Source organism: uncultured Ferrimonas sp., assembly GCF_947489035.1.
GTDB lineage: Bacteria > Pseudomonadota > Gammaproteobacteria > Enterobacterales > Shewanellaceae > Ferrimonas.
In genome coordinates, this window is sequence record NZ_CANLCI010000006.1 from 1 (window position 1) to 24,375 (window position 24,375).

A 24,375-nucleotide genomic window follows, 5' to 3' on the forward strand; every position below is an offset into this window, starting at 1 on the left:
ATTGAGAAATGATGATTTCTCTATTCCACGTGAGTGCCCACACAGATTGTCTGATAAATTGTTAAAGAGCGGCTCTTGCGAGCGTTGCTTCGTTGCCGAAGCGAGGTGCGTATAATACGCTTTCCTCTTTTCCCGTCAACCCTTATTTTTAAAGGCTTTCCGAGCTGTCTGTTCGTTGCTCAGTGCCTTACTCAGTAAGCCGCTGTGCCCCGTCGACAGATGCGCATTATAGGGAGCGGTTTCGTTCTGACAAGCGCTAATTTGGGTTTTATTGACTGTCTGCTTAAAGACACAGCCAATACCTGCATTTCCACAAGGTTATCCACAGAATTACCCCAAATCAGCCTAAAACGATTGCTTGAGGTGGGATCTGATCCGTCATCAATCGTTGCTGACGTCGATAAAATGGGGCGCCTATTATCGCCGGTTCCCATGCCAATAGAGATTTTGATGTCGCCGGTGCTGCCGTTGATTGTGGCGCTGAACTTTATCTGGCAGTGCATGGTAGCTCTGTGGCCTCTATAGAGCTGTAAATCTGCCTCTGTAGTTGCACCCAAAAACGGGCAGCGCCTAAACGCAAAACGGGCCACCTATATAGGTGACCCGTTTTTGGTGGCGCTGGTTTACTCAGTCATTACAGCGACTGAGTGAAGGTACGAGTAATTACGTCCTTCTGCTGTTCCAGAGTCAACGCATTGAAGCGTACTGCGTAGCCGGATACACGGATGGTCAGCTGAGCGTTATCAGAGATCACTTCCAGATCGTCGTTGCTGGCGTCGCCAGCTTCTACGCGCTCACGCGCTTCCATGATGCGAACCAAGGTCTCGCGGTTCAGTACGTTTACGTTCAGGTGTTGGCCACCTTCACGTACAGGCTCTGCCCCTTGGATGTTAACGGTACGAGATTCGTACTCGCCAAGCTCAGCCAGAGCAACCACTTGATCGGCCTCGTAACCAGAAGCAGCAGCTAAGCAGCGTGCTTGGTTGTTCGCTTCATCGATCATCCAGATGGAGTTCAGCAGGTCAGCGTTAGTGGTTTTAGTGATTTGAATACCTTGAATCATAATTGCCTCGTTTCTTAGTTAAGTTAGTCTGCAGAAGAAATCGCCTGCATGTGATCTATGTCACTAACCCTACCTTTTGCAGGGTTATATGAACAGCGACAAAAAATAATGCTTTAAGCAATGTCGCTCATCCGAACTGCCCTTCGGCCGAATCGCGTCATGCTGCACTGCTTCATGCCGCAGCGACAAGATATTGTTTCAGCCAATCTCTGAGCACACTTTGATGCCAATCAAAACAGATGAAGGTTTTACTGAGTGCAGGGTGGGAGTGCCATGAAGCCATTACATGGCAAGCGCTGAACCAACAAAGCGAAAAGTAGAAAAAGATGACGGCGTGGCGCTTCGAGGAGCAGCTTAATGAGGTGGCGAATCGGATGCACAAAAAAGCCGCCTAAACAGACGGCTTTTTGATTACTTGATCACCTTCAGGCTTGGGCGCCCGCTTGGACGAGGCGGCGGCGCAGGCTCAACCTCCTCTTCCTCGATGATGTCGTAGGCTTCCTCTGGTGCAAAGGCAGTGCCTGCACCATTTTCACGAGCATAGATGGCATCAATTGCTGCTAGGGGTACCGACAACGCGTGCGGCTTACCACCAAAACGAGCATTGAATTGCACAACGTCATTACCTAGCTGTAGGTTGCCTACGGCGTGGGGGGCCAAGTTCAATACAATTTGTCCATCTTCGACAAATTGGGTTGGCACCTGCACTCCTGGCAAGTTGGCGTTAACCACCAAGTGCGGAGTTAATTCGTTGTCCAGCATCCACTCATAAAATCCCCGCAACAGGTACGGACGAGTTGGCGTTACGTTGGCACTCATGCGCCGATTCGCAGCTCACGTTCAGCTTCGGTTAACGAGGCTTTAAATGATTCGCGTTCGAAAATGCGAGTCATGTAAGCTTTAACTTCAGCAGAACCACGGCCATTCAACTCGATGTTCAACGACGGTAAACGCCAGAACAATGGAGCCAAGTAGCAATCAACCAGGGTGAACTCTTCACTCATGAAGTAGGCGGATTCAGCAAAGATTGGACCCAATGCCAAAATGCTTTCTGCCAACTCTTTACGAGCGGCATCGGCTTTTTCACCACGTTCGATACGGCCAACCAAGGTGTACCAGTCATTTTCGATGCGATGCATCATCAAACGACTTTGACCACGGGATACCGGGTAAACAGGCATCAATGGCGGATGAGGAAAACGCTCATCCAAGTACTCCATGATGATGCGCGCGTTGTACAACACCAATTCGCGATCAACCAGCGTTGGTACGCTGTTGTACGGATTCAGTTCCGCCAGATCTTGCGGCAACTGGTTTGGATCCACTTGCAGTACTTCAACACCAACACCTTTTTCCGCAAGAACAATGCGGACTTGGTGGCTATACAGATCGCTGGCACCGGAATACAGGGCCATGACAGAGCGTTTGTTGGCAGCGACAGCCATTGATACCCTCCGAGAAGAATTTTTTATCACTGAAATAGTAAGTGGGGGCATAAGCCCCCACTTACCCAAGCGACAGATTGTAACCTGTTATTGGCTATTAGTGTACATCTCGCCAATATTCACGCTTAAGCAGGTAGGCAATAACGAAGAAAACCGCTAAAAATGCCAGTACCCAGACCCCCATTGATTCACGGGTGGTGCGGATTGGCTCTGCTGAGTAAGTTAGGAAGTTGGTTAAGTCCAACGCCATCTGCTTATACTCGGCATCGCTCATGGTGCCGCCTGTAGCCACAATAGAACCGTCGTCCTGCAGCACCGGTTTGCCTTGGAAGCGCTCCAATACGTGCGGCATACCTACCGATGGGAACACCAAGTTATTTACGCCAAATGGGCGTGAATCATCTTGGTAGAACGAGGTGAGGTATGAATACAGCCAGTCACTGCCACGCACCCGTGCCACCAAAGTAAGATCCGGTGGGGCGGTACCAAACCATTTGGCCGCCTGCTTCGGTGGCATTGAGCTAACCATTAGCTCTCCCACCTTAGCGTCGGTTTTGATCATGGCGTTCATGTCATCGATGCTGATCCCAAGATCCGTCGCCACGCGCTCATAGCGTTGGTACTGAGTGGAGTGACACCCCATGCAATTTTCCATGAACGCTTTCGCGCCACTTTGCAGTGATGCTTGGTTATGCAGGTCGACATTCGCCGGCACCACATGCGGATTGTGACCGCCTGCAGCCAGCACTAAGGTAGGCAGGCAGGCCAACAGTGTAATAATTAACTTCTTCATTAGCCTGTCACCCGTTCTGGTAGCGGTTTAGTTGCTTCGTTTTTGCTGTAAATAAACAGCGCCAGGAAGAAACCGAAGTAACCGAGAGAGAAGATCCGTGCCAGCAGAGTTTCAAGTTCACCTGCAGGCAATGCACCCAACACACCCAAGGCCACAAAACACACCACAAATTGGGCAATGTTGAGCTTGTGGATCATGCTGCGGTAGCGTACTGATTTCACTTTGCAACGATCCAACCACGGTAAGAAGAACAGCACCACAATCGCTGCGCCCATACCAATTACGCCCAACAGTTTGTCTGGAACCGCACGTAAAATGGCGTAGAACGGAGTGAAGTACCATACCGGCGCAATGTGCTCTGGGGTCTTCATTGGGTTAGCGGCTTCAAAGTTTGGCGCTTCGAGGAAGTAACCACCGCCTTCTGGCATAAAGAAGATGACGTAGCAGAAGAAGATAAGGAAACCAGCCACACCGACAATGTCTTTCACGGTGTAGTAAGGGTGGAAAGGAATGGCGTCTTTCGGCCAACCGTTCTCATCTTTGTTCTTTTTAACTTCGATGCCGTCTGGGTTGTTTGAACCCACTTCGTGCAAAGCAACAATGTGCAGGAACACCAACACAACCAGCACCAATGGCAGGGCAATCACGTGCAGGGCAAAGAAGCGGTTCAGGGTAGCGCCTGATACCACGTAATCACCACGGATCCACAAGGTCAGGTCATCACCAATCACTGGGATGGCACCGAACAAGGAGATGATCACCTGCGCGCCCCAATAGGACATTTGGCCCCATGGCAGCAAGTAGCCCATAAAGGCTTCGGCCATCAACACCAAGAAGATCAGCATACCGAACAGCCACAGCAGTTCTCGCGGCTTTTGGTAAGAGCCGTAGATCATGCCACGGAACATGTGCATGTAGATCACCACGAAGAATGCCGAGGCACCCGTGGAGTGCATGTAACGCAGTAACCAACCGTATTCCACATCACGCATGATGTACTCGATCGAGGCGAATGCGCCTTCCGAGGTTGGTACGTAGTTCATGGTCAGCCAGATCCCGGTTAGGATCTGGTTTACTAGCACTAACATCGCTAGCGAGCCGAAGAAGTACCAGAAGTTAAAGTTTTTCGGCGCTGGGTATTCACCTACGTGCTTGTTGTAGGTGGCGGTCATTGGGATCCGTGCGTCGATCCAATCAATCAGCTTATTCATATTACGCCACTCCCTCATCGACACCGATCAGGACACTGTTATCGCTGGTGTACTGGTGCGGTGGCACCACTAGGTTCAGCGGCGCAGGTACGCCTTGGAATACGCGGCCAGCCATGTCGAACTTGGAACCGTGACATGGGCAGAAAAAGCCCGATTGTACGCCTTCAACTTGCTGCTCAAAGGAATCTGGCAGGTATGTTGGTGAACAACCTAAGTGAGTACATAAGCCAACGGCAATGAAGAACTCTTCTTTGATTGAACGGGTGGGGTTGGTGGCGTAGGCCGGTTGTTGCGGCTCTTCTGACTGCGGATCGCGCAGTTTGTCATCCAACTGAGTTAACTGTTGCAGCACTTCTGGGGTGCGGCGAACGATCCATACCGGTTTGCCACGCCATTCCACGCGCAACAGTTGACCGGGTTCAACTTTACCAATGTTTACTTCTACTGGTGCACCGGCAGCTTTTGCCTTAGCGCTTGGGTTCCATGACTTAACAAAAGGAACCGCAGCAGCGACCGCGCCGACTCCACCTACCACTGCGGTAGTTAAAGTCAGGAATCTGCGACGTCCAGTATCGACAGGCGCCTTGCTCATCTACATATTCTCCCAAAAGGGTTTGCTTTTCTTATGCCTCAGAAGCTGATTCGGCTCACATGCCCAATTCCGTTTGTTTCCGAGGGCGGGGGCGGGCTCATTATATATAAAAGGCGACTCAGTTCACACCTCGAACGTCATTACAGAGCTAAATCACAAGGGTTTTTTCGGGAATGTTAGCGGTAGGTAAGGAAAATGGCAGCAACATAAAAATGCGTAGTGATTTGGTTCCACCAAGGTCGAATTACAGACATAAAAAAACCCAGCCATTGGCTGGGTTTTTCTGAAGACCAAAGTCTCTTTGCGAATTAACGCTTGGAGAACTGTGGCTTACGACGTGCTTTACGCAGGCCGACTTTCTTACGTTCAACTTCACGTGCATCACGGGTAACAAAACCAGCTTCGCGCAGAGTAGGACGAAGTGATTCGTCGTACTGCATCAGAGCGCGAGTGATACCGTGACGGATAGCACCGGATTGACCAGTGATACCACCGCCAGAAACGGTTACGTAGATGTCTAACTTGCCCATCATCTCAACCAATTCCAGAGGCTGACGAACTACCATGCGGGCAGTTTCGCGGCCAAAGAATTGCTCCAGAGTGCGCTTGTTTACTGTGATCTCGCCAGAACCCTGCTTGATGAAAACACGAGCAGTGGAGGTCTTGCGGCGGCCAGTACCGTAGTATTGAGTCATTTGCATATCCCCTTAGATGTCCAGAACCTGTGGCTGCTGTGCAGCATGCTTGTGCTCAGCACCAGCGTACACTTTCAGCTTACGGAACATGGCGCGACCCAGAGGACCTTTTGGCAGCATGCCCTTTACGGCTTTTTCGATGATCATTTCAGGCTTGCGAGCCTGCAGATCAGCGAAGTTGATTTCTTTAATACCACCTGGGTAGCCAGAGTGGCTGTAGTACATCTTGTCGTTGGCTTTGTTACCGGTAACGGTAACTTTGTCAGCGTTGATGATCACAATGTAATCACCGGTATCAACGTGCGGAGTATACTCCGGCTTGTGCTTACCGCGCAGACGACGAGCTACTTCGGTAGCCATACGACCCAAGGTTTTACCCTCGGCATCAATGATAAACCAGTCGCGTTGTACGGACTCTGGCTTAGCAGTAAAAGTTTTCATTAGATTAAAAACCCAATTTATATGTTACAAATTTCGCTCAACTCGGGGGAGTCGAACAACCTTTAGTGGTCTTCCACCCACCCCTTCGAGCGGGACAAGACGCTGGTTTTGAACGCTAGGCGTTCTACCGTAACGTGGGCAGGGCGCGAATTATAAGGGAGTACGGTGTAAAAATCACCTGCTTTTTTACCCAATATATCCCTTAAGCGCGCATTAATTACGGCAGATGCGGCTTGGCGAGGTAATCGTGACTCTGCATCTCGGTTAGGCGGCTTTGGCAACGCTTAAACTCGAACGCCAACTGGCCACCACTATATAGGTCATCCAGCGCCACTTCGGCGGACACAATCAATTTCACGTTGCGTTCGTAGAATTCATCCACCATAGCAATAAACCGTCGCCCCACATCATCGCCACTGTGAGCCTGCCCCATGCAGCGCACATCACGCACAAGCACCGTATGGTACAGCCGCGCGAGCTCAATGTAGTCGGCTTGGCCACGTGGGCCATTGCAGAGAGCATTAAAGTCGACCATCAATACCCCTTCGCCTTCGCGAATGATGTCGATGTGCCGCCCTAAGATCTCGATGCTGCTTTCCGGCTGAGCCTCATCGTGGCCGAGCTGGGTAAAGTAGCGCTGTAAGTTGGCGTTGGCGGCAGCATCCAGTGGGTAATGGTAGATCTCAGCCTGCTCTAGGGTACGCAGTCGGTAGTCAACGCCACTGTCGAGTTCGAACACATCACAATGGGTTTCAATCAATTCAATCGCCGGCATAAACCGCTGCCGTTGCAGACCATTGCGATAAAGCAATTGCGGGGGAATATTCGAGGTTGCAACCAGCACCACCCCACGAGCAAAAAGATGCTCCAGTAAGCCCGCCAGCAGCATGGCGTCGGTAATGTCCGAAACAAAGAATTCATCAAAGCAGATGATCTCCGCTTCTGCCGCTAAGCGCTCCGCCACAATCACCAATGGATCCTGTTGGCCTTTTAGATCGTTCAACTCTTGGTGGACGCGCTGCATCATCCGGTGAAAATGCACCCGTAGCTTGCGTTCGGTGGGCAGGCACTGGAAAAAAGTATCAACTAGGTAGGTTTTACCGCGCCCCACCCCGCCCCAAAAATAGAGCCCCTGTGGTGCCGTGGCTTGTTCTGGCTGCTGCCACCACTTTTGCCACCAGCGGCGTTCAGCGCTAACGCTAGGCCGCTCAACAAACTGTTGATACAGCCGCTGCAATTGTTCTACGGCGGCGGCTTGGGCCGGATCGTGTTGAAACTCTGGCCGCGCCAGATCCTGCAAATATAATTCCTTGGGGGTCGCCATCATCCAATCCATCGGCCATGCAATTGACTCTAAGGTCAATATTGAAAGTTCTGATAAAGCGCAACTTTCAAGGGTTACAGATTCCCTATAATTGCGTTAAGCGAGTGTATCATGTCGCCCATTTGCACGATATATTGGCGCTAACGCCGCCTTTTACCGCGTTGATACAGCAGTGCTGTTGCAGATGGGTTTACGCAGAATTACAAAGGAGACGTTATGAATTGGGCATTAGCGATCGTATGTTTATTGGTTGGATTAGGCTTAGGCTACTTGGTCGGCAAGCGTAATCAGCACAAAGGCAACCAAGATAAGCTTGAGCAAGAGTTAGCTCAGGCGCGCTTTGAGCTAGAGCAACAGCATCAAGGCATCGCCGATTACTTCGAACGATCCAAAAGCCAAATGGCGGCCCTACGTGGCGAAATGGATAAGGCCCAGCGCCTATGGCAAGAGTCGGCCCAAGAGTTGACCAGTGAAGCCCCCGTTGAAGCGGAGCCGGAACAAGAAGAGATCAGCAACGTTACCTCGTTACCGCCAAACGACTACGTCCAGGGCTCACACGGCATCATCAATCAAACCAGCAAAGTGGCGAACCAATAACGGCGCAACCACTGCAAACCAAGAAGCAGCGCTACCCATTCGGGGCGCTGCTTTTTTGTGTCTTGGCAAAACGGTTCACTCGCACTGCAAAACAACTGACTAATATGATTGGGGAATCAAAGGAACTTTGGCGCGACTAAGAAGTCTGCTAATTAACGAAGACAATCCAGTTGTGTAAGTAGGAGATTGAATCCGCATGAACAAATCCACCCCATTACTCTCCGCTGCTATTTTGTGTGCCAGCTTAGCCGCCCTGCCTGCCCCCACACTGGCCGCATGGCCTGCCGCCGTTGATGGTGAAGCGCTGCCAAGCCTGGCTCCGATGGTGGAGCAGATCTCACCCGCGGTGGTGTCCGTGTCCGTTGAGGGCACCCAAACCGCTCGCAGCAGTCTGCCGGAACAGTTTCGCTACTTCTTTGGCCCCAATGGCCCCCGTGGTGGCGAGCGCAGCCGCCCTTTTCGCAGCTTAGGCTCTGGGGTCATTGTGGATGCGGCTAAAGGCCACATCATCACTAACCACCATGTGATTGAGAACGCCGACAAGATCTTAATCAATCTAAGCGATGGCCGTGAATTTGAAGCGGAACTGATTGGCTCGGATCCCGCCACCGACGTGGCTGTAATTAAAATCGATGCTAAGAAGCTGACGGCCGTCACCTTAGCCGATTCTGATCAACTGAAAGTGGGCGATTTCACCGTCGCCATTGGTAACCCGTTTGGCCTAGGGCAAACCGTTACCTCTGGGATCGTCAGCGCGCTCTCTCGTGGGTTAGATAACGAAGGCTACCAAGACTTTATTCAAACCGACGCCGCCATTAACTCCGGCAACTCCGGTGGTGCCTTAATCAACTTAAACGGCGAGCTTATCGGCATTAACACCGCCATCATTGCTCCCGGCGGCGGCAACGTCGGCATCGGTTTTGCGATACCCGTGAACATGGTGCAAAACCTCACCGATCAGATCTTAGAGTTTGGCGAAGTACGCCGCGGTGTGTTGGGGATCATTGGGGGCGAACTCACCAGCGAAACCGCCAAGCTGTTTGGGCTGAACACCAAACACGGCGCCTACATCAGCCAAGTGGTGAGCGATTCCGCCGCTGACGATGCCGGATTGCAAGCCGGTGACATTATTACTGCCTTAAACGGCAAGAAGATCCGTACCTTCCAAGAACTGCGCGCCAAAATTGCCACCATGGGTGCCGGCGCAAAAGTGAAACTGAAGTTGATCCGTGACGGCGACACTCGCACCGTGAAAGTGACCTTGAATGAAGCCCCAGGTGAAAATGTGCAAGCGGCGATCATCCACCCGGCACTCGAAGGCGCGAAATTGTCTTCGGTGAATGAAGACGGTGTTCGTGGCGTGAAGATCACGGAATTAGCTGAGCGTTCTCGTGCGGCGCAACAAGGGTTGCAAGAGGGCGATGTGGTGATCAGCGTGAGTTTAATGAACCGCCAGCGGGTGGCCATTAAGGATCTTGCCCAACTGCGTGAAGTGCTGAACAACTACGATGGTGCCTTTGCGGCTACCGTGCGTCGTGACGGTAACCAACTGATGGTGATCATGCGTTAATTGCCCCCATCGAAATTAGGCGGCCTAGTGCCGCCTTTTTACTGTTGTATCCACACCAACTCAGCCGTTAGGATCGCTAACGAAATCCACTGTGAGAATAATTGATGGCTTTTTTGCGATATCTGCTGAAACCGATTATGGCCGGTTTGTTGCTCGCGCTCTTTATTGTGGCGTTAAACCCCAATTTACGCAGCTACCTGCCCAAGCTGGATAACAGCATCAGTCAAGTTGAACGCAGCAGCTTTGCCCATGCGGTGCGCCGCGCAGCGCCCGCCGTGGTTAATGTCTACTCTCATCGCCAAGCAAAAAACAACTTCAGCCAGCTGCTGCCCCAAGGGCTCGGCAGCGGCATCATCATGCGCAACGACGGCTACATCCTCACCAACTACCACGTGGTGCGCGAAGCGGATCAGATCTTTATCGCACTGCAAGATGGTCGAGTGTCTGACGCCCAATTGATTGGTTCCGATCCCTACACCGATCTGGCGGTACTGAAAGTCAGCATCGCCCCACTGCCAGTGATCCCACTGGATCTCGAACGCCAATCCCGTGTCGGGGATGTGGTGCTGGCCATCGGCAACCCCTACAACTTGGGGCAAACCATTACCCAAGGGATCATCAGCGCTACCGGCCGGACAGGCTTAAGTTCAAATTTTCAGGATTTCATCCAAACCGATGCGGCCATTAACCAAGGCAATTCCGGCGGCGCCTTAGTGGACGCTGACGGCCGTCTGGTTGGGGTAAACACCGCCAACTATCAACAGTTAGGTGAAGCCGGGGTTGGCCTCAATTTCGCCATTCCAATTGAGCTGGCCTACACCATCATGGATAAGTTGATCCGCGATGGACGGGTGATCCGCGGCCACTTAGGCTTAACGGGTACGCCGGTGACTCAAACCATTGCCCGTCAGCTGCGCTTGCCGGAGCCAATGGGCATGGCGGTAACCGAAATTGACCCACAGGGCCCCGCAGGCAAAGCTGGCCTGCGCCCTTACGATGTGCTGCTGTCTATTAACGGCGAGTCCATCGTCGGCATCGACATGCTGATGGACACCATTGCCGAAACCCCGCCCGGCACCGAGGTGAACATCATCCTGATCCGCCAAGGCAATCGTTACAATGTGCCGGTCACCATCGAAGAGCGACCACCCATGCCAGAAGAGCGCCAATAAACGTTGGCGACACATCTTAAAAGTTACCCATAAAAAAGGAGAAGCCGAGGCTTCTCCTTTTTTGATTGCTTAGCCCTAAGGCCTGCGAATTATTTCAATCGAACCACGTTGCCGCCAAGCCCAGCCAGCTTGGTTTCAATCTGTTCGTAGCCGCGATCCAAGTGATAAATGCGATCCACCACGGTGGTGCCGCTGGCCACTAAACCAGCGATAACCAAACAGGCAGAAGCACGCAGATCCGTTGCCATCACTTGCGCGCCTTGCAGGCCATCGCGCCCTTCGATGATGCAGGTATGACCCTCTTGCTCCATCTTAGCGCCCATGCGCTGCAGTTCAGGCACGTGCATAAAGCGGTTTTCAAAGATGGTTTCCGTCACCGTAGCGCTGCCACTGGCCAAGGCGTTCATGGTGCAGAACTGCGCTTGCATGTCGGTTGGGAACGCCGGGTGGGGAGCGGTCTTAATCGACACTGGCTTTGGCTGCTGACCGTGCATGTCTAGGCTTACCCAGTCATCACCACGTTCAATCACCGCGCCAGCTTCTTCCAACTTCAACAATACCGGTTCGAGGGTCTTCGGTGCCGCATTCAAACAGCGCACTTTGCCGCGGGTGGCCGCAGCCGCAACCAAGTAGGTGCCGGTTTCAATGCGATCTGGCATCACGCTGTGTTCAGCACCTTGCAGGCGCTCTACGCCTTCAATGCGGATCACATCGGTGCCCGCACCGCTGATCTTGGCGCCCATGGCGTTCAAGCATTCAGCCAGATCGATCACCTCCGGTTCGCGGGCAGCGTTCTCGATTAAGGTCACCCCGTCAGCCAGCGCAGCCGCTGCCATCAAGTTTTCAGTACCCGTAACCGAAACCACATCCATCAGGATGGTGGCGCCCTTAAGGCGGCCGTTCACACGTGCCTTAATGTAGCCTTCTTCTACTACGACCTCAGCACCCATCGCCTGCAGGCCATGGATGTGCAGGTTTACTGGGCGTGCGCCAATGGCACAGCCACCGGGCAAAGACACGTCGGCGTGACCATACTTGGCCGCCAATGGCCCCAGCAACATGATCGAGGCCCGCATGGTTTTCACCAAGTCATAAGCGGCCACATAGTTGTTGATGGTGGCTGGGTTGATGGTCAGCATGCCATCCTTTAGATCGCTCACCTCTGCACCTAACTGGCGTAGCAGCTCGATGGTGGTGTTAACGTCACGCAGCGCCGGAACGTTGCGTAAGGTCATGGTGTCTTGCGCCAACACCGCCGCCATTAAGATCGGCAATGCGGCATTTTTGGCGCCGGAGATAGTCACATCACCGGCTAATGGGCCTGCGGCCCGAACTTGCAATTTATCCACTGGGACTCCGCCAACTGTTGTGGCTAGTTAAAGAGTTTCTCGCGCTGCCATTCTGCTGGCGTAAACGCCTTGATGGTGAGGGCGTGCAGCGTGCCGTCGGTGATCTTGTCCATTAACGGCGCATAGATCGCTTGCTGGCGTTTCATTTTCGACAAGCCATCAAAGCTGTCACCAATGGCAACGATTTTGTAGTGAGTCCCTTCTGCGCTGACTTTTAATTCAGCCAACTGCAATGCCTCATTGAGGCGTTGCTCGATTTCGTTGAGCTCCATCGCTAACTCCTAAGTTTTGCTTCTAAGCGTTATTTTTGGCTTCTAAGCGTTGTTGCTTCAAGCTCAAGTCGTACAACGTCATCAGTTGCTGTAGCCGTTCGGGGCAATGGTGCCACTCAAGCGTACCGTTAGCGCGACGTTGCAACGATTCCAATTCTAATAACCACGCTAAGCCCGCGCTGTCGATCTGCGCTAACTGGCTTAAATCCAGTGTCAGCACCGGTACGGTCAGCCATGCCTGCGGCACGGGCCAGTGACGGGTAACCTCATCGGTGGTGAGATCACCCTGCAACTGCAGCTGTGGGGGTTGCCAGTTTATGGTGAGGCTCATGATTGCTCTGGCTGCATCGCGATACGGTTTTTCTCAGCCAGCAGATCGCTCACTGCGTCTAACCCTTGTTGCCGGATCAGGCCACCAAATTCGCTCTCTTTGGCCGCTAAGATGCTGGCACCTTCGGCAATCAGATCGATCGCCTGCCACTTGCCTGATTTTTTGTTCAGGCGCATCTTAAACTTCACTTCTACCGGTGGCCGATTGCCATCGATGAAGGTCATACCAACGTTCACAATGCCACGCTTACCTACCGCTTTGGCGGGTTCGTAGCTGATGCGTTGATCGGTATAAACCGTGAAGGTTTGCGCGAAGGTGCTAATCATATACTGCCGAAACTGCTCCGTGAACCTTTGTCGCTGCGCCGGCGTCGCTTTCCGCACCGCTTTGCCCATCACTTTGTAGGCGGCGTAGGTGTGGTTTACGTAAGGCATCAGTTCGGTTTCCACTAACTGACGCAAGATCGTTGGGTCTTGTTCAATGGCACTGCGCTGCGCGGTGTAATCGGTCAGCAATTCGGTCGCCACTTGCTCAACCATGGCGTAGGGCTCGGTTTGATCGATGGTGGCCAGGGCCGGAGCCAACAACACGGCGGTTAATAATAACCCCTGTACTAACTGCTTTATCATGACGTTATTCTCCTTCGCCAGCGCTGTATAAGAACTGGCCAATTAATTCTTCAAGTACCATCGCGCTGCGGGTGTCTTCCACCACATCGCCATCGGCCAGATAGGCCGCCTCATCCATGATAAAACCGGGGGTTAGCCCGATGTATTGCTCGCCCAATAGCCCTGAGGTAAGAATAGAAAGGCTACTGGTGTCGGCAAATTGATCGTATTGGGCGTTAATGTTCATGGTGACTTTGGGCACTAACTCTACCTGATCCAATTCAACCGCAGCCACGCGGCCAATCACCACTCCGCCCACTTTCACCGGCGCGCGCACTTTCAGGCCGCCAATGTTGTCGAAGAACGCAGTGAGCTGATAATGCTGACCGTTTTGGCGCGGATCGATGTCCGCCACCTTAATAACCAATACGGCAAAGGCGATAAGCCCTGCCAAAATAAAGCCGCCAACGGCCAATTCTGTCTTTCTGGAGTTCATCCTAGTTCCCAAACATCCATGCGGTAAGCAAAAAATCCAATGCCAATACCGCTAATGAGCCGTGCACCACGGTTTCGGTGGTGGCTTTACTGATCCCTTCTGCAGTGGGGATGGCGCTATACCCTTTGAATAACGCTATCCACATCACCACAAAGGCAAATACCAACGCCTTGATGGCGCAATTAACCAGATCCTGTTGCCATTCAACACTGGCGTTCAAAATGGACCAAAACGCCCCCGCATCAATGCCTTTCCATTCCACCCCAACCAGGTGTCCACCCCAAATCCCAACGGCACAGAACATAAAGGTGAGCAATGGCATGGCGATGATCCCAGCCCAGAATCGGGGGGCGACGATCCGCCGCAACGGATCCACCGCCATCATCTCTAGCGACGCCAGCTGTTCGGTGGCTTTCATTAGGCCGATCTCCGCGGCCACGGCAGAGCCGGCTCGGCCAGCAAACAGCAGCGCCGTAACCACCGGCCCTAATTCCCGCAGCAACGATAAGGCCACCATCGGCCCCAAGCTGTCTTCGGTGCCAAAATCCACCAAGATGATGTAGCCCTGCAGCGCCAACACCATGCCGATGAACAGCCCCGACACCACAATGATCAGCAGCGATAACACCCCAACCTGATACAGCTGTTTTACCAGCAGTGGGGCCATTTGCCGTGGCTGCGGCTTAGCCACCAAGGCACCAAACAGCATCAACCCAGATTGGCCGAGTCGAGCCAACCAGTTCATGCCGCCGCGGCCCAGTTGCGCAATCGCTTCCATTAACTTAACAACGCCTCCATGTAGTGATTGGCGGGAAAATGAAAGCGCACCGGACCATCCGGTGCGCCATCCAAAAATTGTTGCAGCTGCGCGCTGTCAAGTTGGCGGATCTGATCCGGCGTACCCGCCCCAATCACTTTGCCTTCGGCGATCACGTAAACCTGATCCGCAATGCTCAGCACTTCGTCCACGTCGTGGGACACCACCACCGAGGTCAGCTTCAGCGCACTGCCAAGCTCGCGGATCAGCTTAACCACCACGCCCATAGAGATCGGATCTTGGCCGGCAAAGGGTTCGTCGTACATCACCAGATCCGGCTCCAAGGCGATGGCCCGCGCCAACGCCGCTCGGCGCTGCATGCCTCCGGAGAGTTCGCTGGGCATCAACGTCGCGGCGCCACGCAATCCCACCGCTTCCAATTTCATTAGGACTAAGCGGCGAATTAAAGGTTCCGCTAACTGAGTATGTTGGCGCAGTGGAAACGCCACGTTGTCGTACACCGACATGTCGGTGAACAGGGCACCGGATTGAAACAACATGCTCATCCGCCGGCGGAGCTGATACAACTGCGGCCGCGTTAATCCATGCACATCTTGGCCATCAAACAACACCTGACCTTGGCTGGGCTGCAATTGGCCGCCAATCAGCTTTAATAAAGTGGTTTTACCAATACCACTGGGGCCCATGATGGCGGTGGTCTTGCCTCGGGGAATGAGCAAATTCAGATCGGTAAAAATCTGTCGCTCACCGCGACTGAAATGCAACCCTTTCACTTCAATCAATCCGGGCAGTGTTTGCTGCTGATTTTCTGGCATACATTTTGGTGGTTAACCCACCAATCTCCATTGATTCCATTTAACCCCGCTAGTTTACGGCTGTACCCTAGGCTTAACAATGTCTCAACTCTTTCAATTTGTTTCTGATCGGGCGACAATGCGCGCCATTAATTTTTGCCCATGATCCCGATGATTTCACACCTATTATTCCTGCTCGTTGGCTTGGCACTGCTGGTTTGGAGCGCCGACCGATTTGTATTCGGTGCCGCCGCAGTGGCGCGCAATTTGGGTCTAGCACCGATGATCATCGGCCTGACCATTGTCTCTATGGGCTCCTCTGCCCCCGAAGCGATGGTCGCCGCCAGCGCAGCGATGGAAGGCAAACTCGACACCGCCGTTGGTAACGTCATTGGCTCTAACATCGCCAACATCACCCTCATTTTGGGGATCTCAGCGCTGCTCAAGCCGCTGCTGGTGGGTTCTTCAACCTTAGTCAAAGAGATGCCAATGATGGTGCTGGCCACCGTATTGGCCGGCTACTTGCTGCACGATCTCGAACTCTCCCGCACCGACGGCATGCTGTTGGCGCTGGGCTTTATCGCGGTAATGGGCTTTTTGATCTATAACGCCTTCCAAAATCGCGACGACCAATTGGCGCAAGCCAGTGAAGACGAAGTGCCCAGCAATGTGCCGATGCCGAAAGCCATTTTATGGTTGATGGTGGGCATGGTGGTGCTGCCGTTATCGGCCGATCTGATGGTGGATAACGCCGTTGGCATCGCCAAATTCTATGGCTTATCGGATCTGGTGATTGGCCTGACCATCATCGCCGTTGGCACCAGCTTGCCAGAGCTGGCCGCCTGCGTTGCAGGCTTGGCCAAAGGCGAAGACGACTTAGTGATTGGCAATGTGGTCGGCTCGAACTTATTCAACATTTTAGCGGTGTTGGCCATCCCAACCATGATCGCACCTGGCGCCATTGATCCGGCCGCCGCCGGTCGCGACTTCTTTATTATGTTGGCTACCAGCCTCGCACCGCTGCTGATACTCTTATTAAAGCGCAACAAAACCATCGGCCGAGTTGAAGGAGCACTGCTGCTGCTCTGTTTCGTGGCATACCAAATCATCCTGTTCCAACAAACGGCATAAGGCACTGACATGTCTGTATCGATGCAGTGGCGTCAATGGGGACGCCAAGTGGTAGAGATTGAAGCAAAGGCGATTGAACACGTGAATCGTTACATTGACGATCAGTTTGAAGCCGCCTGCGAAACCATTCTCGCCTGCAAAGGCAAAGTAATTGTGATGGGCATGGGGAAATCCGGCCACATCGGCAATAAGATTGCTGCGACTCTCGCCAGCACCGGCACCCCTGCGTTCTTTGTTCACCCCGGCGAAGCCAGCCACGGCGACTTAGGCATGCTGGGCAAACAAGACGTGGTTATTGTTATCTCGAATTCCGGCGAAGCCCACGAGATCCTAACCCTGATGCCGGTACTCAAGCGTTTGGGGCTGTCGATCATCGCCATGACCGGCAAGCCACAATCCAATCTGGCCACCTTAGCCCAGCACCACCTGTGCATCGCCATTGAAGAGGAAGCCTGCCCATTAGGGCTGGCACCCACCTCTTCCACCACGGCCACTTTGGTCATGGGCGACGCCCTTGCTGTTGCCCTGCTGCAAGCTCGGGATTTCACCGCCAACGACTTCGCATTATCGCACCCAGGCGGCGCCTTGGGCCGACGGTTGTTGTTGAAAGTGGCCGACTTAATGCATCAAGATGAACGTTTACCCATGGTTAACCAGCAGGTCACCATCAGCGAAGCGCTGCTGGAGATCTCGGCGAAAGGTCTGGGCATGACCGCCGTTGTGGATAACCGCGGCGCCTTGGTCGGCCTGTTTACCGATGGCGATCTGCGCCGAGTGCTGGACGCGCGGGTAGACATTCACAGCACCAGCATCGGCACCGTAATGACCAAAGATCCGATCACCGTCGATTGCAACTTATTAGCCGCACAGGCACTCAAACTGATGGAAGATAACAACATCAACGGTTTGGTCAGTGTCGACGCGCACCACCGCCCTACCGGCGCCCTCAACATGATGGATATGCTCAAAGCAGGAGTTCTATAAATGGAACCTATCGTTACCTTGTACGGCCCAGTCGCGGCGAACGTAATTGAGCGCGCCAGCGCCATCAAACTGCTGATCTGCGACGTTGATGGCGTGTTTTCCGATGGCCGGATCTACATGGGCAACAACGGCGAAGAGCTCAAAGCATTCCACACCCGCGATGGGTTCGGCGTTAAAGCGCTGCAGCACGCCGGCATTGATGTGGCGGTGATCACCGGTCGCAGCTCGGCCATTGTGCAGCAACGCATGAGCAACCTTGGGGTGAAGCACATCGTACAAGGCTGTGAAGATAAGCTCAGCGCCTATGAACGGATCCGCAGCGAACTGGGGCTAGAAGCGGAGCAATGCGCCTACATCGGCGATGATCTGGTGGATCTGCCGGTCATGCAGCAAGTGGCTCTGGCGGTCGCCGTACACGACGCCCACCCAGCCCTGCTGCCACAAGCCCACTACCGCACCAGCTTAAATGGCGGCTTTGGGGCCGTACGTGAACTGTGCGATCTACTGCTGCAAGCCCAAGGCAAACTGATGGACGCCAAAGGCTTATCAGTATGAAGCGAGAGTTACTGGCGGGATTACTGTTGTTGGCCATGGCTGGAGGGTTGTATCTGCGCAACCTGGCCATCGAAACCCCAACCACGGTCACCACCAGCGAGCTGGTACCTGACTTCGTCGCCCGCGCCATGAAGACTCGCTCTTATGATGCCAACGGCCGCTTAAATGCCGAGATCGCCGCAGACACCATGTTGCACTACCAGCAGCAGCAACTCACCGAATTTGAACAGCCGGTTTACTTGGTGTACCCCGACGATGGCAGCACCGTTTGGAAGGTGCAAGCCAACGCTGGGCAGCTGCGTGACAACCGCTATCTTAGCCTTAGCCACAACGTGGTGGTGGAGGCGATCGAACCCAACAAACCCATAAATACCATCCATACCGAGCAGCTTGAATTGGATCTCACTACCATGGTGATGACCACAGACAAAGCACTGCAAGCGTTTGGAGACAGTTTCGAGATGAGCGCCATCGGCCTGTATGCCGATCTCCATCTCAATCAAATCACACTGAAACAAAAGGTAAGTGCCTCTTATGAAGTTCAGTAACTCGCTTTTACTGGCCCTGGCGCTGTTCATGCCCCAGGCCCACGCCGTCGAAAACGATTTCCTGCAGCCGGTTACCGTGGCCGCCGATCGCTCTGAAGGCGATCTGCAAAGCCGCAGCCTCAGCTACATCAACAACGTAGTGGTGACCCAAGGCAGCCTGCGCATCAATGCCGATAAGCTCACCTTGATGGCCAGCGACGATCAAGCCAAACAAGTGTTTATCGCCACCGGCAATCCCGCAACCTATCAGCAGATGATGGATAATGGCCTGCTGGCACAAGCGCAGGCCAAAGAGATCCGCTATCAAGTCTCAAGCCGTGAATTGATCCTGATTGGCGACGCCCAAATGAGCCAAGAAGGCAGCTTAGTGAAAGGCGATCGCATCAGCTACAACGCCGAGCGACAGCAACTCAGTGCCCAAGGCAGCGAAGAAGAGCAGATCACCACCATTTTCCTGCCGGCCCCGAAAGAGCCCGAACCACAGCCAGAAAACAGCGAGCCAACCCCATGACCCCAACCGTGCTAGAAGCGCAACAGCTGGCCAAAAGCTACAACGGCCGCCAAGTGGTCAAGAACGTTGGCTTGAAAGTGGAAACCGGCCAGATTGTTGGCTTGCTTGGCCCCAATGGCGCCGGCAAAACCACCACCTTCTACATGGTGGTGGGCTTGGTGCAGAATGATCAAGGCCGTATTTTGATCAACAACGAAGAGATCACCTTGCTGCCAATGCACAGCCGCGCCCGCAAAGGGATCGGCTACCTGCCGCAAGAATCGTCTATCTTTCGAAAGCTGACCGTCTATGAAAATCTGATGGCCGTGCTGGAGATCCGTAAGGAACTCAGCAAAGAACAACGGATTGAAAAATTGGAACAGCTGTTGGAAGAGTTCAACATCACCCACATCCGTGACAGCCTCGGTATGGCGCTGTCCGGTGGCGAACGACGCCGAGTGGAAATTGCTCGCGCTCTGGCGGCTGAACCACAATTTATTCTGCTTGATGAGCCTTTTGCCGGGGTTGACCCCATTTCGGTTATCGACATCAAGAAGATCATCCAACATCTGAAGCAGCGTGGCCTTGGTGTCTTGATCACCGACCACAATGTGCGCGAAACTCTGGATGTGTGCGAATACGCCTACATCGTCAGCCATGGCGAAATGATCGCCCAAGGGGCACCGGAGGAGGTGCTGAACGACCAGCTCGTGCGGTCGGTTTACCTGGGTGATCAGTTCAAACTTTAATGCCCCCTTTTCTCGGGCAGTACTAAGGATTAGGGCATTAAATGAAAACCTCGCTTCAGCTCAAACTCGGACAGCAGCTCACCATGACGCCGCAGTTGCAGCAGGCCATTCGGTTGCTGCAACTCTCGACCTTAGATCTGCAGCAAGAGATCCAAGAAGCGTTGGATGCCAACCCCCTGCTGGAACAAGCAGAAGAGGAGTTTGGCAACAGCGACGGCGAGGTCCGCAGCGACAGCAATGATCACAGCAGCGATGTCGATGGCAATGAACCGCAAGAACAAGCCCAGATAGAAACCAGCGACGCGCTCACCCAAACCGACATGGGCGACGACTTGCCGCTGGACAGCACCTGGGATGACGTTTACAGCGCCGCCCCTGCCGCCCCAGCCGGCCCGATTGGTGGCGGTGACGACGACAGCCTCTACCAAGGCGAAACCAGTGACGATCTGCAAAGCCACCTGCTGTGGCAGATGGAGCTCACGCCGATGTCCGACACCGATCGCGCCATCGCCACCACCTTGATTGATGCCATCGACGAATACGGTTATCTCACCATTCAAGTGGAAGACGTCTTAACCGCCCTTGGCCGCGATGACGTCGAACTGGATGAAGTGGAAGCCGTACGGAAACGCGTACAGCAGTTTGACCCCGTTGGCTGCGTCAGTACCGATCTGCCGGAATGCCTGAAAATTCAGTTACTGCAACTGGATGACGACGAGCCTTGGCGCGACAACGCCATCGCCTTGTTGGCCGAACATATGGATCTGCTCGCCACTCGCGACTTTCGCACTTTGCTGCGGCGCACTAGACTCAGTGAAGATGAGTTGAAGGCGACTATGACCCTGATCCAGACCTTAAATCCAAGACCCGGCGGCCAAATCGCCGCAGCCCCGAACGAATACGTGGTACCCGACGTATCGGTCAGTAAAAAGCAGGGGCGCTGGATCGTTGAGCTGAACCCCAGCGCAATGCCCAAGATCCGCATTAACCAGCAGTACGCGGCGCTCAGCAATGGCAGCCGCAACAGCAGCGATGGCCAATTCATTCGAGGCCACCTGCAAGAAGCCAAATGGTTTATTAAAAGCCTAGAAAGCCGCAACGACACACTGATGAAAGTGACCAATTGCATTGTTCAGTTTCAACAGGGCTTTTTAGAGTATGGCGACGAAGCGATGAAGCCGATGGTGCTCAACGACGTCGCCGAGGTGGTCGAAATGCACGAATCCACCATCTCTCGGGTTACCACCCAAAAATACCTGCACACCCCAAGAGGGATCTTCGAACTGAAGTACTTCTTCTCCAGCCACGTTAACACCGACAGCGGCGGCGAGGCATCGTCCACCGCCATCCGGGCGTTGATCAAAAAGTTAGTGGCCGCAGAAAACCCGAAGAAACCTCTTAGCGACAGTAAGATGGCCCAGATCCTTGCGGAGCAAGGCATTCAGGTGGCACGACGTACCGTAGCCAAATACCGGGAAGCTTTGTCCATTCCACCCTCAAACCAGCGCAAGATGCTGTAACGCGCACCCACGGAGGTAAGCTATGCAGATCAATCTAACCGGACACCATGTCGACATTACTGACGCGTTAAAGGAGTATGTGCACGAAAAGTTCGAACGACTCGAACGCCATTTCGACCACATCAATAACGTGCATGTTATTTTGGAAGTGCAAAAATTACAGCAGATTGCCGAAGCAAAACTCAATCTGAACGGCGGTGAAGTGTTCGCCCAACATGAACACGACAACATGTACGCCGCCATCGATGGCCTAATCGACAAGCTCGATCGCCAAGTCATTAAACATAAAGAGAAAATTTCCAGGCACTGATGGAAATCACCGAATTACTAGCGCCCGAACGTACCCGTTGCGTCGAGCCGGAGTTAAGTAAAAAGCGGGCATTGGAAATGATCAGCGATCTGGCTGCCGAACAATGCCCGGAACTGCCCCGACACGAGCTATTTGAAAGTTTAATGGCGCGAGAAAAGATGGGCAGTACCGGGATCGGCAAAGGGATCGCGCTGCCTCACGGCCGCCTAAGCCGCATTAAAAAGCCGGTGGCCGTACTCCTTAAATGCGAAAAACCGATTGAATTTGACGCCATCGATCAGCAACCGGTGGATCTGTTGTTTGCCCTGTTTGTACCAGAAGAACAGCACCAAGAATTTCTCGCGGTCTTAGCCGGTGTGGCCGGTAAACTCAGCCAAAAAGAGCTGTGCCGCGCCATGCGCAAAGCCGCCGACAACCACCACCTCTACCAATTGGTGACTCAGTGAAGTTAGTGATCTTATCCGGCCGCTCCGGCGCCGGCAAAACCGTCGCGTTACGTGTGTTAGAAGATCTCGGCTACTACTGCGTTGATAACCTGCCGATGGCACTGCTGCTGCAACTGCTGCAAAGCCTCGAAGGCCAGCATGAAGCGGTCGCGGTCAGTCTCGACATCCGTAACCTGCCGCAGGAACAACTGGATCTGGGCGAGCTGCGTAAGCGCATCCCCGCGGGCATCGACGCACAGATCTACTTCCTCGACGCCAAAGACGACAGCCTGATGCGACGCTACAGCGAAACCCGCCGCTTGCACCCGTTGTCTCGGGGTGGCCTGCCGTTGGCCAACGCCATCAAGCAAGAACGGGAACTGCTGAGCCCACTGGCGCAGGATGCGGATCACCACATCATGACCGACAACTTGTCGGTGTACGATCTGGCCGACCAAGTGCGTAGCCGTCTGTTGGGGCAAACCCAAGACGAGATGATGGTGGTGTTTGAATCCTTTGGCTTTAAACACGGCATGCCCAAGCAAGCCGATTACATGTTTGATGTGCGGTTCTTACCGAACCCCCATTGGGAGCCAGAGCTGCGCGCCTACACCGGCCTAGAAAAGCCTGTGGCCGACTTTTTCTTGCAGCACGACAGCGTTACCCGCTTTATCGATGGCACCGAACGGTTCATTCTTAACTGGCTGCCGATGCTGGAACGCAACAACCGCGCTTACCTAACCGTGGCCATTGGCTGTACCGGCGGCAAACACCGCAGCGTCTACATTGCCGAGCAGCTGAGTGCCCGCTTTAGTCAGCACCGCGATGGGGTGTCGGTGCGCCACCGCGAGCTGCAGCAACATGGATAATGGCTTATGCCGCCAAGTCGCGGTGATCAACAAGCTGGGGCTGCACGCCCGTGCAGCCACCCGCTTAGCCCAACTGGCCACCACCTTTGATGCCAGCATCACATTGCATCTGAACGAGCAAAGCGCCAGTGCCGACAGCATTTTGGGGTTGCTGATGTTGCAAGGGTGCCAAGGCCGCGACATAACCGTGTGCAGCCAAGGGCCTGATGCTCAGGCGGCGTTAGACGCGATTTGCGAGCTGTTTGCTAGTCGTTTTGATGAGGCAGAATAAGCCCCGAAGTAATGAACTGGCCAAAGGACTCACACCAGATCACCGCCGCATGATAACGGCTTAAATCGATGTTGGGATCCAGTGGCAGATAGAAACCGTCAAACCCCCTTACCATCCCAATCGCCACCATCTGTGGCTTCAACTGATTGAACTGCTGCTCGGTTTCAACAAACTGCGGCGACAGATACAACCAGTAATCGGGCCCCGGCGCCAACTCCCCCTCAAAGCCAATGCCGTTGTTGCCTATCAGCAATTTGCCCTCGCCCCAATGCAGCCAGTCGCTGTCGCGCCGATCCCGGTCAAACTGCGCCTGCGCTAAGGGCTGCTGCAACGCTTGCATCACTGTCGCCGTAGGCGCGGGGGCAGCCGTCAACAAAGGCAGCAGGTAGATCCCAAGGCCGATGCCGAGCAACAGCGTCAGTCCATGGCTTAACCACAACAGCAGTGTTTTCATTGATGGGTTCCCTCTGGGGTCATTTGGGCATCGCTGCCAATGGTTGCTCGGGTGCAAGCTGGAATTGTTGTTCAACCCGCAACCGCGCGGGGGCAGCCATCGGCTGCTCGGGGCCACGGTGCCAATAGCTTAACTGCACCGCCCCTAAGGCGCCGTTGACGCTGTCAATCAGCTGTAACCGCTCAAAGCGAATGCGATCACCAAGAAACAGAGTACCGGCGCTGCGCCACTGATTGTGCTGCCAGCGGCTGGCCGCCACATAGTAAAAGTAACCGCTGCCGCCGCCGGTTAAGGTCAACACACCGATCCGTTCTGGCACACCGTCGCCATCCAGATCCGCCTGTTGCTGCTGCAACAGCTTAATGGTGTCGCTGCCAACGCGCTGCTGTTGCCCCACCACCAAGCGCACTGCGTGCCCTTCAAGCTGGTAGTGCGCCAAACTGGCGCTGGGTTTCGGATTGGCTAACTCACAGCCCGCTAAGGTTGTTGCCATCAACAGCAACAACGGCTTACTCAGTTTGCACCTGCTCACGTCGTT

32 protein-coding genes are annotated in these 24,375 nt (G+C 53.9%); 14 read left to right on the forward strand and 18 right to left on the reverse strand.

Going from position 1 to position 24,375, the window contains the following annotated elements; genetic code table 11:
- Window positions 1-634: 634 nt before the first annotated feature.
- From Q0796_RS05305 to zapE, 9 genes are all read right to left on the reverse strand, one after another.
- Window positions 635-1,063 carry an autonomous glycyl radical cofactor GrcA gene (locus Q0796_RS05305; protein WP_298440882.1) on the reverse strand — a complete coding sequence of 143 codons (429 nt, stop codon included), beginning with the start codon at window positions 1,061-1,063 and terminating at the stop codon, window positions 635-637.
- A 411-nt stretch (window positions 1,064-1,474) separates the two neighbouring features.
- Entirely contained in the window at window positions 1,475-1,882 is a 408-nt protein-coding gene (locus Q0796_RS05310; protein WP_298440884.1) for a ClpXP protease specificity-enhancing factor, read from the reverse strand.
- Window positions 1,879-2,508, reverse strand: coding sequence for a stringent starvation protein SspA (sspA, locus tag Q0796_RS05315; RefSeq protein ID WP_298440886.1), 630 nt, complete (start codon window positions 2,506-2,508; stop codon window positions 1,879-1,881). Before sspA ends, Q0796_RS05310 begins: the two co-directional genes overlap by 4 nt.
- Window positions 2,509-2,605: 97 nt before the next feature.
- Window positions 2,606-3,301 carry a cytochrome c1 gene (locus Q0796_RS05320; RefSeq protein WP_298440888.1) on the reverse strand — a complete coding sequence of 232 codons (696 nt, stop codon included), beginning with the start codon at window positions 3,299-3,301 and terminating at the stop codon, window positions 2,606-2,608.
- Window positions 3,301-4,512 (reverse strand): cytochrome bc complex cytochrome b subunit, encoded by a 1,212-nt coding sequence (locus tag Q0796_RS05325; protein WP_298440889.1) that lies wholly within the window; start codon window positions 4,510-4,512, stop codon window positions 3,301-3,303. The genes Q0796_RS05320 and Q0796_RS05325 overlap by 1 nt, the downstream gene beginning before the upstream one ends.
- A gap of 1 nt (window position 4,513) precedes the next feature.
- Window positions 4,514-5,104: a ubiquinol-cytochrome c reductase iron-sulfur subunit gene (gene petA / locus Q0796_RS05330; RefSeq protein WP_298440891.1), complete on the reverse strand. Its 591-nt coding sequence runs from the start codon at window positions 5,102-5,104 to the stop codon at window positions 4,514-4,516.
- A gap of 308 nt (window positions 5,105-5,412) precedes the next feature.
- Window positions 5,413-5,805, reverse strand: a complete 393-nt coding sequence (rpsI, locus tag Q0796_RS05335) for a 30S ribosomal protein S9 (protein WP_298440893.1) — start codon at window positions 5,803-5,805, stop codon at window positions 5,413-5,415.
- 6 nt (window positions 5,806-5,811) lie between these two features.
- Window positions 5,812-6,240 carry a 50S ribosomal protein L13 gene (gene rplM, locus Q0796_RS05340; protein ID WP_298440896.1) on the reverse strand — a complete coding sequence of 143 codons (429 nt, stop codon included), beginning with the start codon at window positions 6,238-6,240 and terminating at the stop codon, window positions 5,812-5,814.
- A 217-nt stretch (window positions 6,241-6,457) separates the two neighbouring features.
- On the reverse strand, window positions 6,458-7,564 hold the full coding sequence (gene zapE, locus Q0796_RS05345; RefSeq protein ID WP_298440898.1) for a cell division protein ZapE: 1,107 nt from the start codon (window positions 7,562-7,564) through the stop codon (window positions 6,458-6,460).
- 216 nt (window positions 7,565-7,780) lie between these two features.
- Here zapE and Q0796_RS05350 point away from each other — a divergent pair, with 216 nt between their 5' ends.
- The 3 genes from Q0796_RS05350 to degS all read left to right on the forward strand — a co-directional run bounded on the left by Q0796_RS05350 (window position 7,781) and on the right by degS (window position 10,903).
- The gene (locus Q0796_RS05350) at window positions 7,781-8,161 is read left to right on the forward strand and encodes a DUF1043 family protein (RefSeq protein WP_298440900.1); all 381 of its coding nucleotides are present in this window, start codon (window positions 7,781-7,783) and stop codon (window positions 8,159-8,161) included.
- 196 nt (window positions 8,162-8,357) lie between these two features.
- The gene (locus Q0796_RS05355; protein ID WP_298440902.1) at window positions 8,358-9,731 is read left to right on the forward strand and encodes a DegQ family serine endoprotease; all 1,374 of its coding nucleotides are present in this window, start codon (window positions 8,358-8,360) and stop codon (window positions 9,729-9,731) included.
- 104 nt (window positions 9,732-9,835) lie between these two features.
- Entirely contained in the window at window positions 9,836-10,903 is a 1,068-nt protein-coding gene (degS, locus tag Q0796_RS05360; RefSeq protein ID WP_298440904.1) for an outer membrane-stress sensor serine endopeptidase DegS, read from the forward strand.
- Window positions 10,904-10,992: 89 nt separating this feature from the next.
- On the opposite strand, the gene murA is transcribed toward degS, so the two are convergent.
- From murA to Q0796_RS05395, 7 genes are read right to left on the reverse strand one after another with little or no spacing between them, the layout of a single operon-like run.
- A complete protein-coding gene (gene murA / locus Q0796_RS05365) occupies window positions 10,993-12,252 on the reverse strand; it encodes a UDP-N-acetylglucosamine 1-carboxyvinyltransferase (protein ID WP_298440905.1) in 1,260 nt (419 codons plus the stop codon).
- A 23-nt stretch (window positions 12,253-12,275) separates the two neighbouring features.
- Complete coding sequence (locus Q0796_RS05370) at window positions 12,276-12,524, reverse strand: BolA family protein (RefSeq protein ID WP_298440907.1); 249 nt, start codon at window positions 12,522-12,524, stop codon at window positions 12,276-12,278.
- 22 nt (window positions 12,525-12,546) lie between these two features.
- Window positions 12,547-12,855, reverse strand: a complete 309-nt coding sequence (locus Q0796_RS05375; RefSeq protein ID WP_298440909.1) for an STAS domain-containing protein — start codon at window positions 12,853-12,855, stop codon at window positions 12,547-12,549.
- Window positions 12,852-13,484, reverse strand: a complete 633-nt coding sequence (locus Q0796_RS05380) for an ABC transporter substrate-binding protein (RefSeq protein WP_298440911.1) — start codon at window positions 13,482-13,484, stop codon at window positions 12,852-12,854. Before Q0796_RS05380 ends, Q0796_RS05375 begins: the two co-directional genes overlap by 4 nt.
- Window positions 13,485-13,488: 4 nt before the next feature.
- The gene (gene mlaD / locus Q0796_RS05385) at window positions 13,489-13,959 is read right to left on the reverse strand and encodes an outer membrane lipid asymmetry maintenance protein MlaD (protein ID WP_298440913.1); all 471 of its coding nucleotides are present in this window, start codon (window positions 13,957-13,959) and stop codon (window positions 13,489-13,491) included.
- A 1-nt stretch (window position 13,960) separates the two neighbouring features.
- A complete protein-coding gene (mlaE, locus tag Q0796_RS05390) occupies window positions 13,961-14,737 on the reverse strand; it encodes a lipid asymmetry maintenance ABC transporter permease subunit MlaE (protein ID WP_298440914.1) in 777 nt (258 codons plus the stop codon).
- A complete protein-coding gene (locus Q0796_RS05395) occupies window positions 14,737-15,552 on the reverse strand; it encodes an ATP-binding cassette domain-containing protein (RefSeq protein ID WP_298440916.1) in 816 nt (271 codons plus the stop codon). The genes mlaE and Q0796_RS05395 overlap by 1 nt, the downstream gene beginning before the upstream one ends.
- A gap of 150 nt (window positions 15,553-15,702) precedes the next feature.
- Here Q0796_RS05395 and Q0796_RS05400 point away from each other — a divergent pair, with 150 nt between their 5' ends.
- The 11 genes from Q0796_RS05400 to Q0796_RS05450 are packed head-to-tail and all read left to right on the forward strand — an operon-like array spanning window position 15,703 to window position 23,383.
- Window positions 15,703-16,662: a calcium/sodium antiporter gene (locus Q0796_RS05400; RefSeq protein ID WP_298440918.1), complete on the forward strand. Its 960-nt coding sequence runs from the start codon at window positions 15,703-15,705 to the stop codon at window positions 16,660-16,662.
- A 9-nt stretch (window positions 16,663-16,671) separates the two neighbouring features.
- Window positions 16,672-17,646, forward strand: a complete 975-nt coding sequence (locus tag Q0796_RS05405) for a KpsF/GutQ family sugar-phosphate isomerase (RefSeq protein ID WP_298440920.1) — start codon at window positions 16,672-16,674, stop codon at window positions 17,644-17,646.
- Window positions 17,647-18,201, forward strand: coding sequence for a 3-deoxy-manno-octulosonate-8-phosphatase KdsC (kdsC, locus tag Q0796_RS05410; RefSeq protein ID WP_298440922.1), 555 nt, complete (start codon window positions 17,647-17,649; stop codon window positions 18,199-18,201).
- On the forward strand, window positions 18,198-18,749 hold the full coding sequence (lptC, locus tag Q0796_RS05415) for an LPS export ABC transporter periplasmic protein LptC (RefSeq protein ID WP_298440924.1): 552 nt from the start codon (window positions 18,198-18,200) through the stop codon (window positions 18,747-18,749). Before kdsC ends, lptC begins: the two co-directional genes overlap by 4 nt.
- On the forward strand, window positions 18,736-19,260 hold the full coding sequence (gene lptA, locus Q0796_RS05420; protein ID WP_298440926.1) for a lipopolysaccharide transport periplasmic protein LptA: 525 nt from the start codon (window positions 18,736-18,738) through the stop codon (window positions 19,258-19,260). Before lptC ends, lptA begins: the two co-directional genes overlap by 14 nt.
- On the forward strand, window positions 19,257-19,988 hold the full coding sequence (gene lptB, locus Q0796_RS05425; protein ID WP_298440928.1) for an LPS export ABC transporter ATP-binding protein: 732 nt from the start codon (window positions 19,257-19,259) through the stop codon (window positions 19,986-19,988). The genes lptA and lptB overlap by 4 nt, the downstream gene beginning before the upstream one ends.
- Before the next feature lie 41 nt (window positions 19,989-20,029).
- The gene (locus Q0796_RS05430) at window positions 20,030-21,508 is read left to right on the forward strand and encodes an RNA polymerase factor sigma-54 (RefSeq protein WP_298440930.1); all 1,479 of its coding nucleotides are present in this window, start codon (window positions 20,030-20,032) and stop codon (window positions 21,506-21,508) included.
- 22 nt (window positions 21,509-21,530) lie between these two features.
- Window positions 21,531-21,818 carry a ribosome hibernation promoting factor gene (hpf, locus tag Q0796_RS05435; protein ID WP_298440932.1) on the forward strand — a complete coding sequence of 96 codons (288 nt, stop codon included), beginning with the start codon at window positions 21,531-21,533 and terminating at the stop codon, window positions 21,816-21,818.
- Window positions 21,818-22,264 (forward strand): PTS IIA-like nitrogen regulatory protein PtsN, encoded by a 447-nt coding sequence (gene ptsN, locus Q0796_RS05440; RefSeq protein ID WP_298440934.1) that lies wholly within the window; start codon window positions 21,818-21,820, stop codon window positions 22,262-22,264. The genes hpf and ptsN overlap by 1 nt, the downstream gene beginning before the upstream one ends.
- Window positions 22,261-23,112, forward strand: coding sequence for an RNase adapter RapZ (rapZ, locus tag Q0796_RS05445; protein WP_298440935.1), 852 nt, complete (start codon window positions 22,261-22,263; stop codon window positions 23,110-23,112). The genes ptsN and rapZ overlap by 4 nt, the downstream gene beginning before the upstream one ends.
- Window positions 23,105-23,383 carry an HPr family phosphocarrier protein gene (locus Q0796_RS05450; protein WP_298440936.1) on the forward strand — a complete coding sequence of 93 codons (279 nt, stop codon included), beginning with the start codon at window positions 23,105-23,107 and terminating at the stop codon, window positions 23,381-23,383. The genes rapZ and Q0796_RS05450 overlap by 8 nt, the downstream gene beginning before the upstream one ends.
- Here Q0796_RS05450 and Q0796_RS05455 read toward each other — a convergent pair.
- Together Q0796_RS05455 and Q0796_RS05460 are read right to left on the reverse strand one after the other, a co-directional pair.
- Entirely contained in the window at window positions 23,358-23,837 is a 480-nt protein-coding gene (locus Q0796_RS05455) for a DM13 domain-containing protein (RefSeq protein WP_298440938.1), read from the reverse strand. The genes Q0796_RS05450 and Q0796_RS05455 overlap by 26 nt on opposite strands.
- Window positions 23,838-23,856: 19 nt before the next feature.
- Window positions 23,857-24,369, reverse strand: a complete 513-nt coding sequence (locus tag Q0796_RS05460; protein WP_298440939.1) for a hypothetical protein — start codon at window positions 24,367-24,369, stop codon at window positions 23,857-23,859.
- Window positions 24,370-24,375 lie beyond the last annotated feature (6 nt).

What these genes read in the sequence shown, in the direction of transcription:
- Q0796_RS05305 (WP_298440882.1), bottom strand. Translation starts at nt 1,063, where the DNA reads ATGATTCAAGGTATTCAAATCACTAAAACCACTAACGCTGACCTGCTG.
- Q0796_RS05310 (WP_298440884.1), bottom strand. Translation starts at nt 1,882, where the DNA reads ATGAGTGCCAACGTAACGCCAACTCGTCCGTACCTGTTGCGGGGATTT.
- sspA (WP_298440886.1), bottom strand. Translation starts at nt 2,508, where the DNA reads ATGGCTGTCGCTGCCAACAAACGCTCTGTCATGGCCCTGTATTCCGGT.
- Q0796_RS05320 (WP_298440888.1), bottom strand. Translation starts at nt 3,301, where the DNA reads ATGAAGAAGTTAATTATTACACTGTTGGCCTGCCTGCCTACCTTAGTG.
- Q0796_RS05325 (WP_298440889.1), bottom strand. Translation starts at nt 4,512, where the DNA reads ATGAATAAGCTGATTGATTGGATCGACGCACGGATCCCAATGACCGCC.
- petA (WP_298440891.1), bottom strand. Translation starts at nt 5,104, where the DNA reads ATGAGCAAGGCGCCTGTCGATACTGGACGTCGCAGATTCCTGACTTTA.
- rpsI (WP_298440893.1), bottom strand. Translation starts at nt 5,805, where the DNA reads ATGCAAATGACTCAATACTACGGTACTGGCCGCCGCAAGACCTCCACT.
- rplM (WP_298440896.1), bottom strand. Translation starts at nt 6,240, where the DNA reads ATGAAAACTTTTACTGCTAAGCCAGAGTCCGTACAACGCGACTGGTTT.
- zapE (WP_298440898.1), bottom strand. Translation starts at nt 7,564, where the DNA reads ATGGCGACCCCCAAGGAATTATATTTGCAGGATCTGGCGCGGCCAGAG.
- Q0796_RS05350 (WP_298440900.1), top strand. Translation starts at nt 7,781, where the DNA reads ATGAATTGGGCATTAGCGATCGTATGTTTATTGGTTGGATTAGGCTTA.
- Q0796_RS05355 (WP_298440902.1), top strand. Translation starts at nt 8,358, where the DNA reads ATGAACAAATCCACCCCATTACTCTCCGCTGCTATTTTGTGTGCCAGC.
- degS (WP_298440904.1), top strand. Translation starts at nt 9,836, where the DNA reads ATGGCTTTTTTGCGATATCTGCTGAAACCGATTATGGCCGGTTTGTTG.
- Q0796_RS05370 (WP_298440907.1), bottom strand. Translation starts at nt 12,524, where the DNA reads ATGGAGCTCAACGAAATCGAGCAACGCCTCAATGAGGCATTGCAGTTG.
- Q0796_RS05375 (WP_298440909.1), bottom strand. Translation starts at nt 12,855, where the DNA reads ATGAGCCTCACCATAAACTGGCAACCCCCACAGCTGCAGTTGCAGGGT.
- Q0796_RS05380 (WP_298440911.1), bottom strand. Translation starts at nt 13,484, where the DNA reads ATGATAAAGCAGTTAGTACAGGGGTTATTATTAACCGCCGTGTTGTTG.
- mlaD (WP_298440913.1), bottom strand. Translation starts at nt 13,959, where the DNA reads ATGAACTCCAGAAAGACAGAATTGGCCGTTGGCGGCTTTATTTTGGCA.
- mlaE (WP_298440914.1), bottom strand. Translation starts at nt 14,737, where the DNA reads ATGGAAGCGATTGCGCAACTGGGCCGCGGCGGCATGAACTGGTTGGCT.
- Q0796_RS05395 (WP_298440916.1), bottom strand. Translation starts at nt 15,552, where the DNA reads ATGCCAGAAAATCAGCAGCAAACACTGCCCGGATTGATTGAAGTGAAA.
- Q0796_RS05400 (WP_298440918.1), top strand. Translation starts at nt 15,703, where the DNA reads ATGATTTCACACCTATTATTCCTGCTCGTTGGCTTGGCACTGCTGGTT.
- Q0796_RS05405 (WP_298440920.1), top strand. Translation starts at nt 16,672, where the DNA reads ATGTCTGTATCGATGCAGTGGCGTCAATGGGGACGCCAAGTGGTAGAG.
- kdsC (WP_298440922.1), top strand. Translation starts at nt 17,647, where the DNA reads ATGGAACCTATCGTTACCTTGTACGGCCCAGTCGCGGCGAACGTAATT.
- lptC (WP_298440924.1), top strand. Translation starts at nt 18,198, where the DNA reads ATGAAGCGAGAGTTACTGGCGGGATTACTGTTGTTGGCCATGGCTGGA.
- lptA (WP_298440926.1), top strand. Translation starts at nt 18,736, where the DNA reads ATGAAGTTCAGTAACTCGCTTTTACTGGCCCTGGCGCTGTTCATGCCC.
- lptB (WP_298440928.1), top strand. Translation starts at nt 19,257, where the DNA reads ATGACCCCAACCGTGCTAGAAGCGCAACAGCTGGCCAAAAGCTACAAC.
- Q0796_RS05430 (WP_298440930.1), top strand. Translation starts at nt 20,030, where the DNA reads ATGAAAACCTCGCTTCAGCTCAAACTCGGACAGCAGCTCACCATGACG.
- hpf (WP_298440932.1), top strand. Translation starts at nt 21,531, where the DNA reads ATGCAGATCAATCTAACCGGACACCATGTCGACATTACTGACGCGTTA.
- ptsN (WP_298440934.1), top strand. Translation starts at nt 21,818, where the DNA reads ATGGAAATCACCGAATTACTAGCGCCCGAACGTACCCGTTGCGTCGAG.
- Q0796_RS05450 (WP_298440936.1), top strand. Translation starts at nt 23,105, where the DNA reads ATGGATAATGGCTTATGCCGCCAAGTCGCGGTGATCAACAAGCTGGGG.
- Q0796_RS05455 (WP_298440938.1), bottom strand. Translation starts at nt 23,837, where the DNA reads ATGAAAACACTGCTGTTGTGGTTAAGCCATGGACTGACGCTGTTGCTC.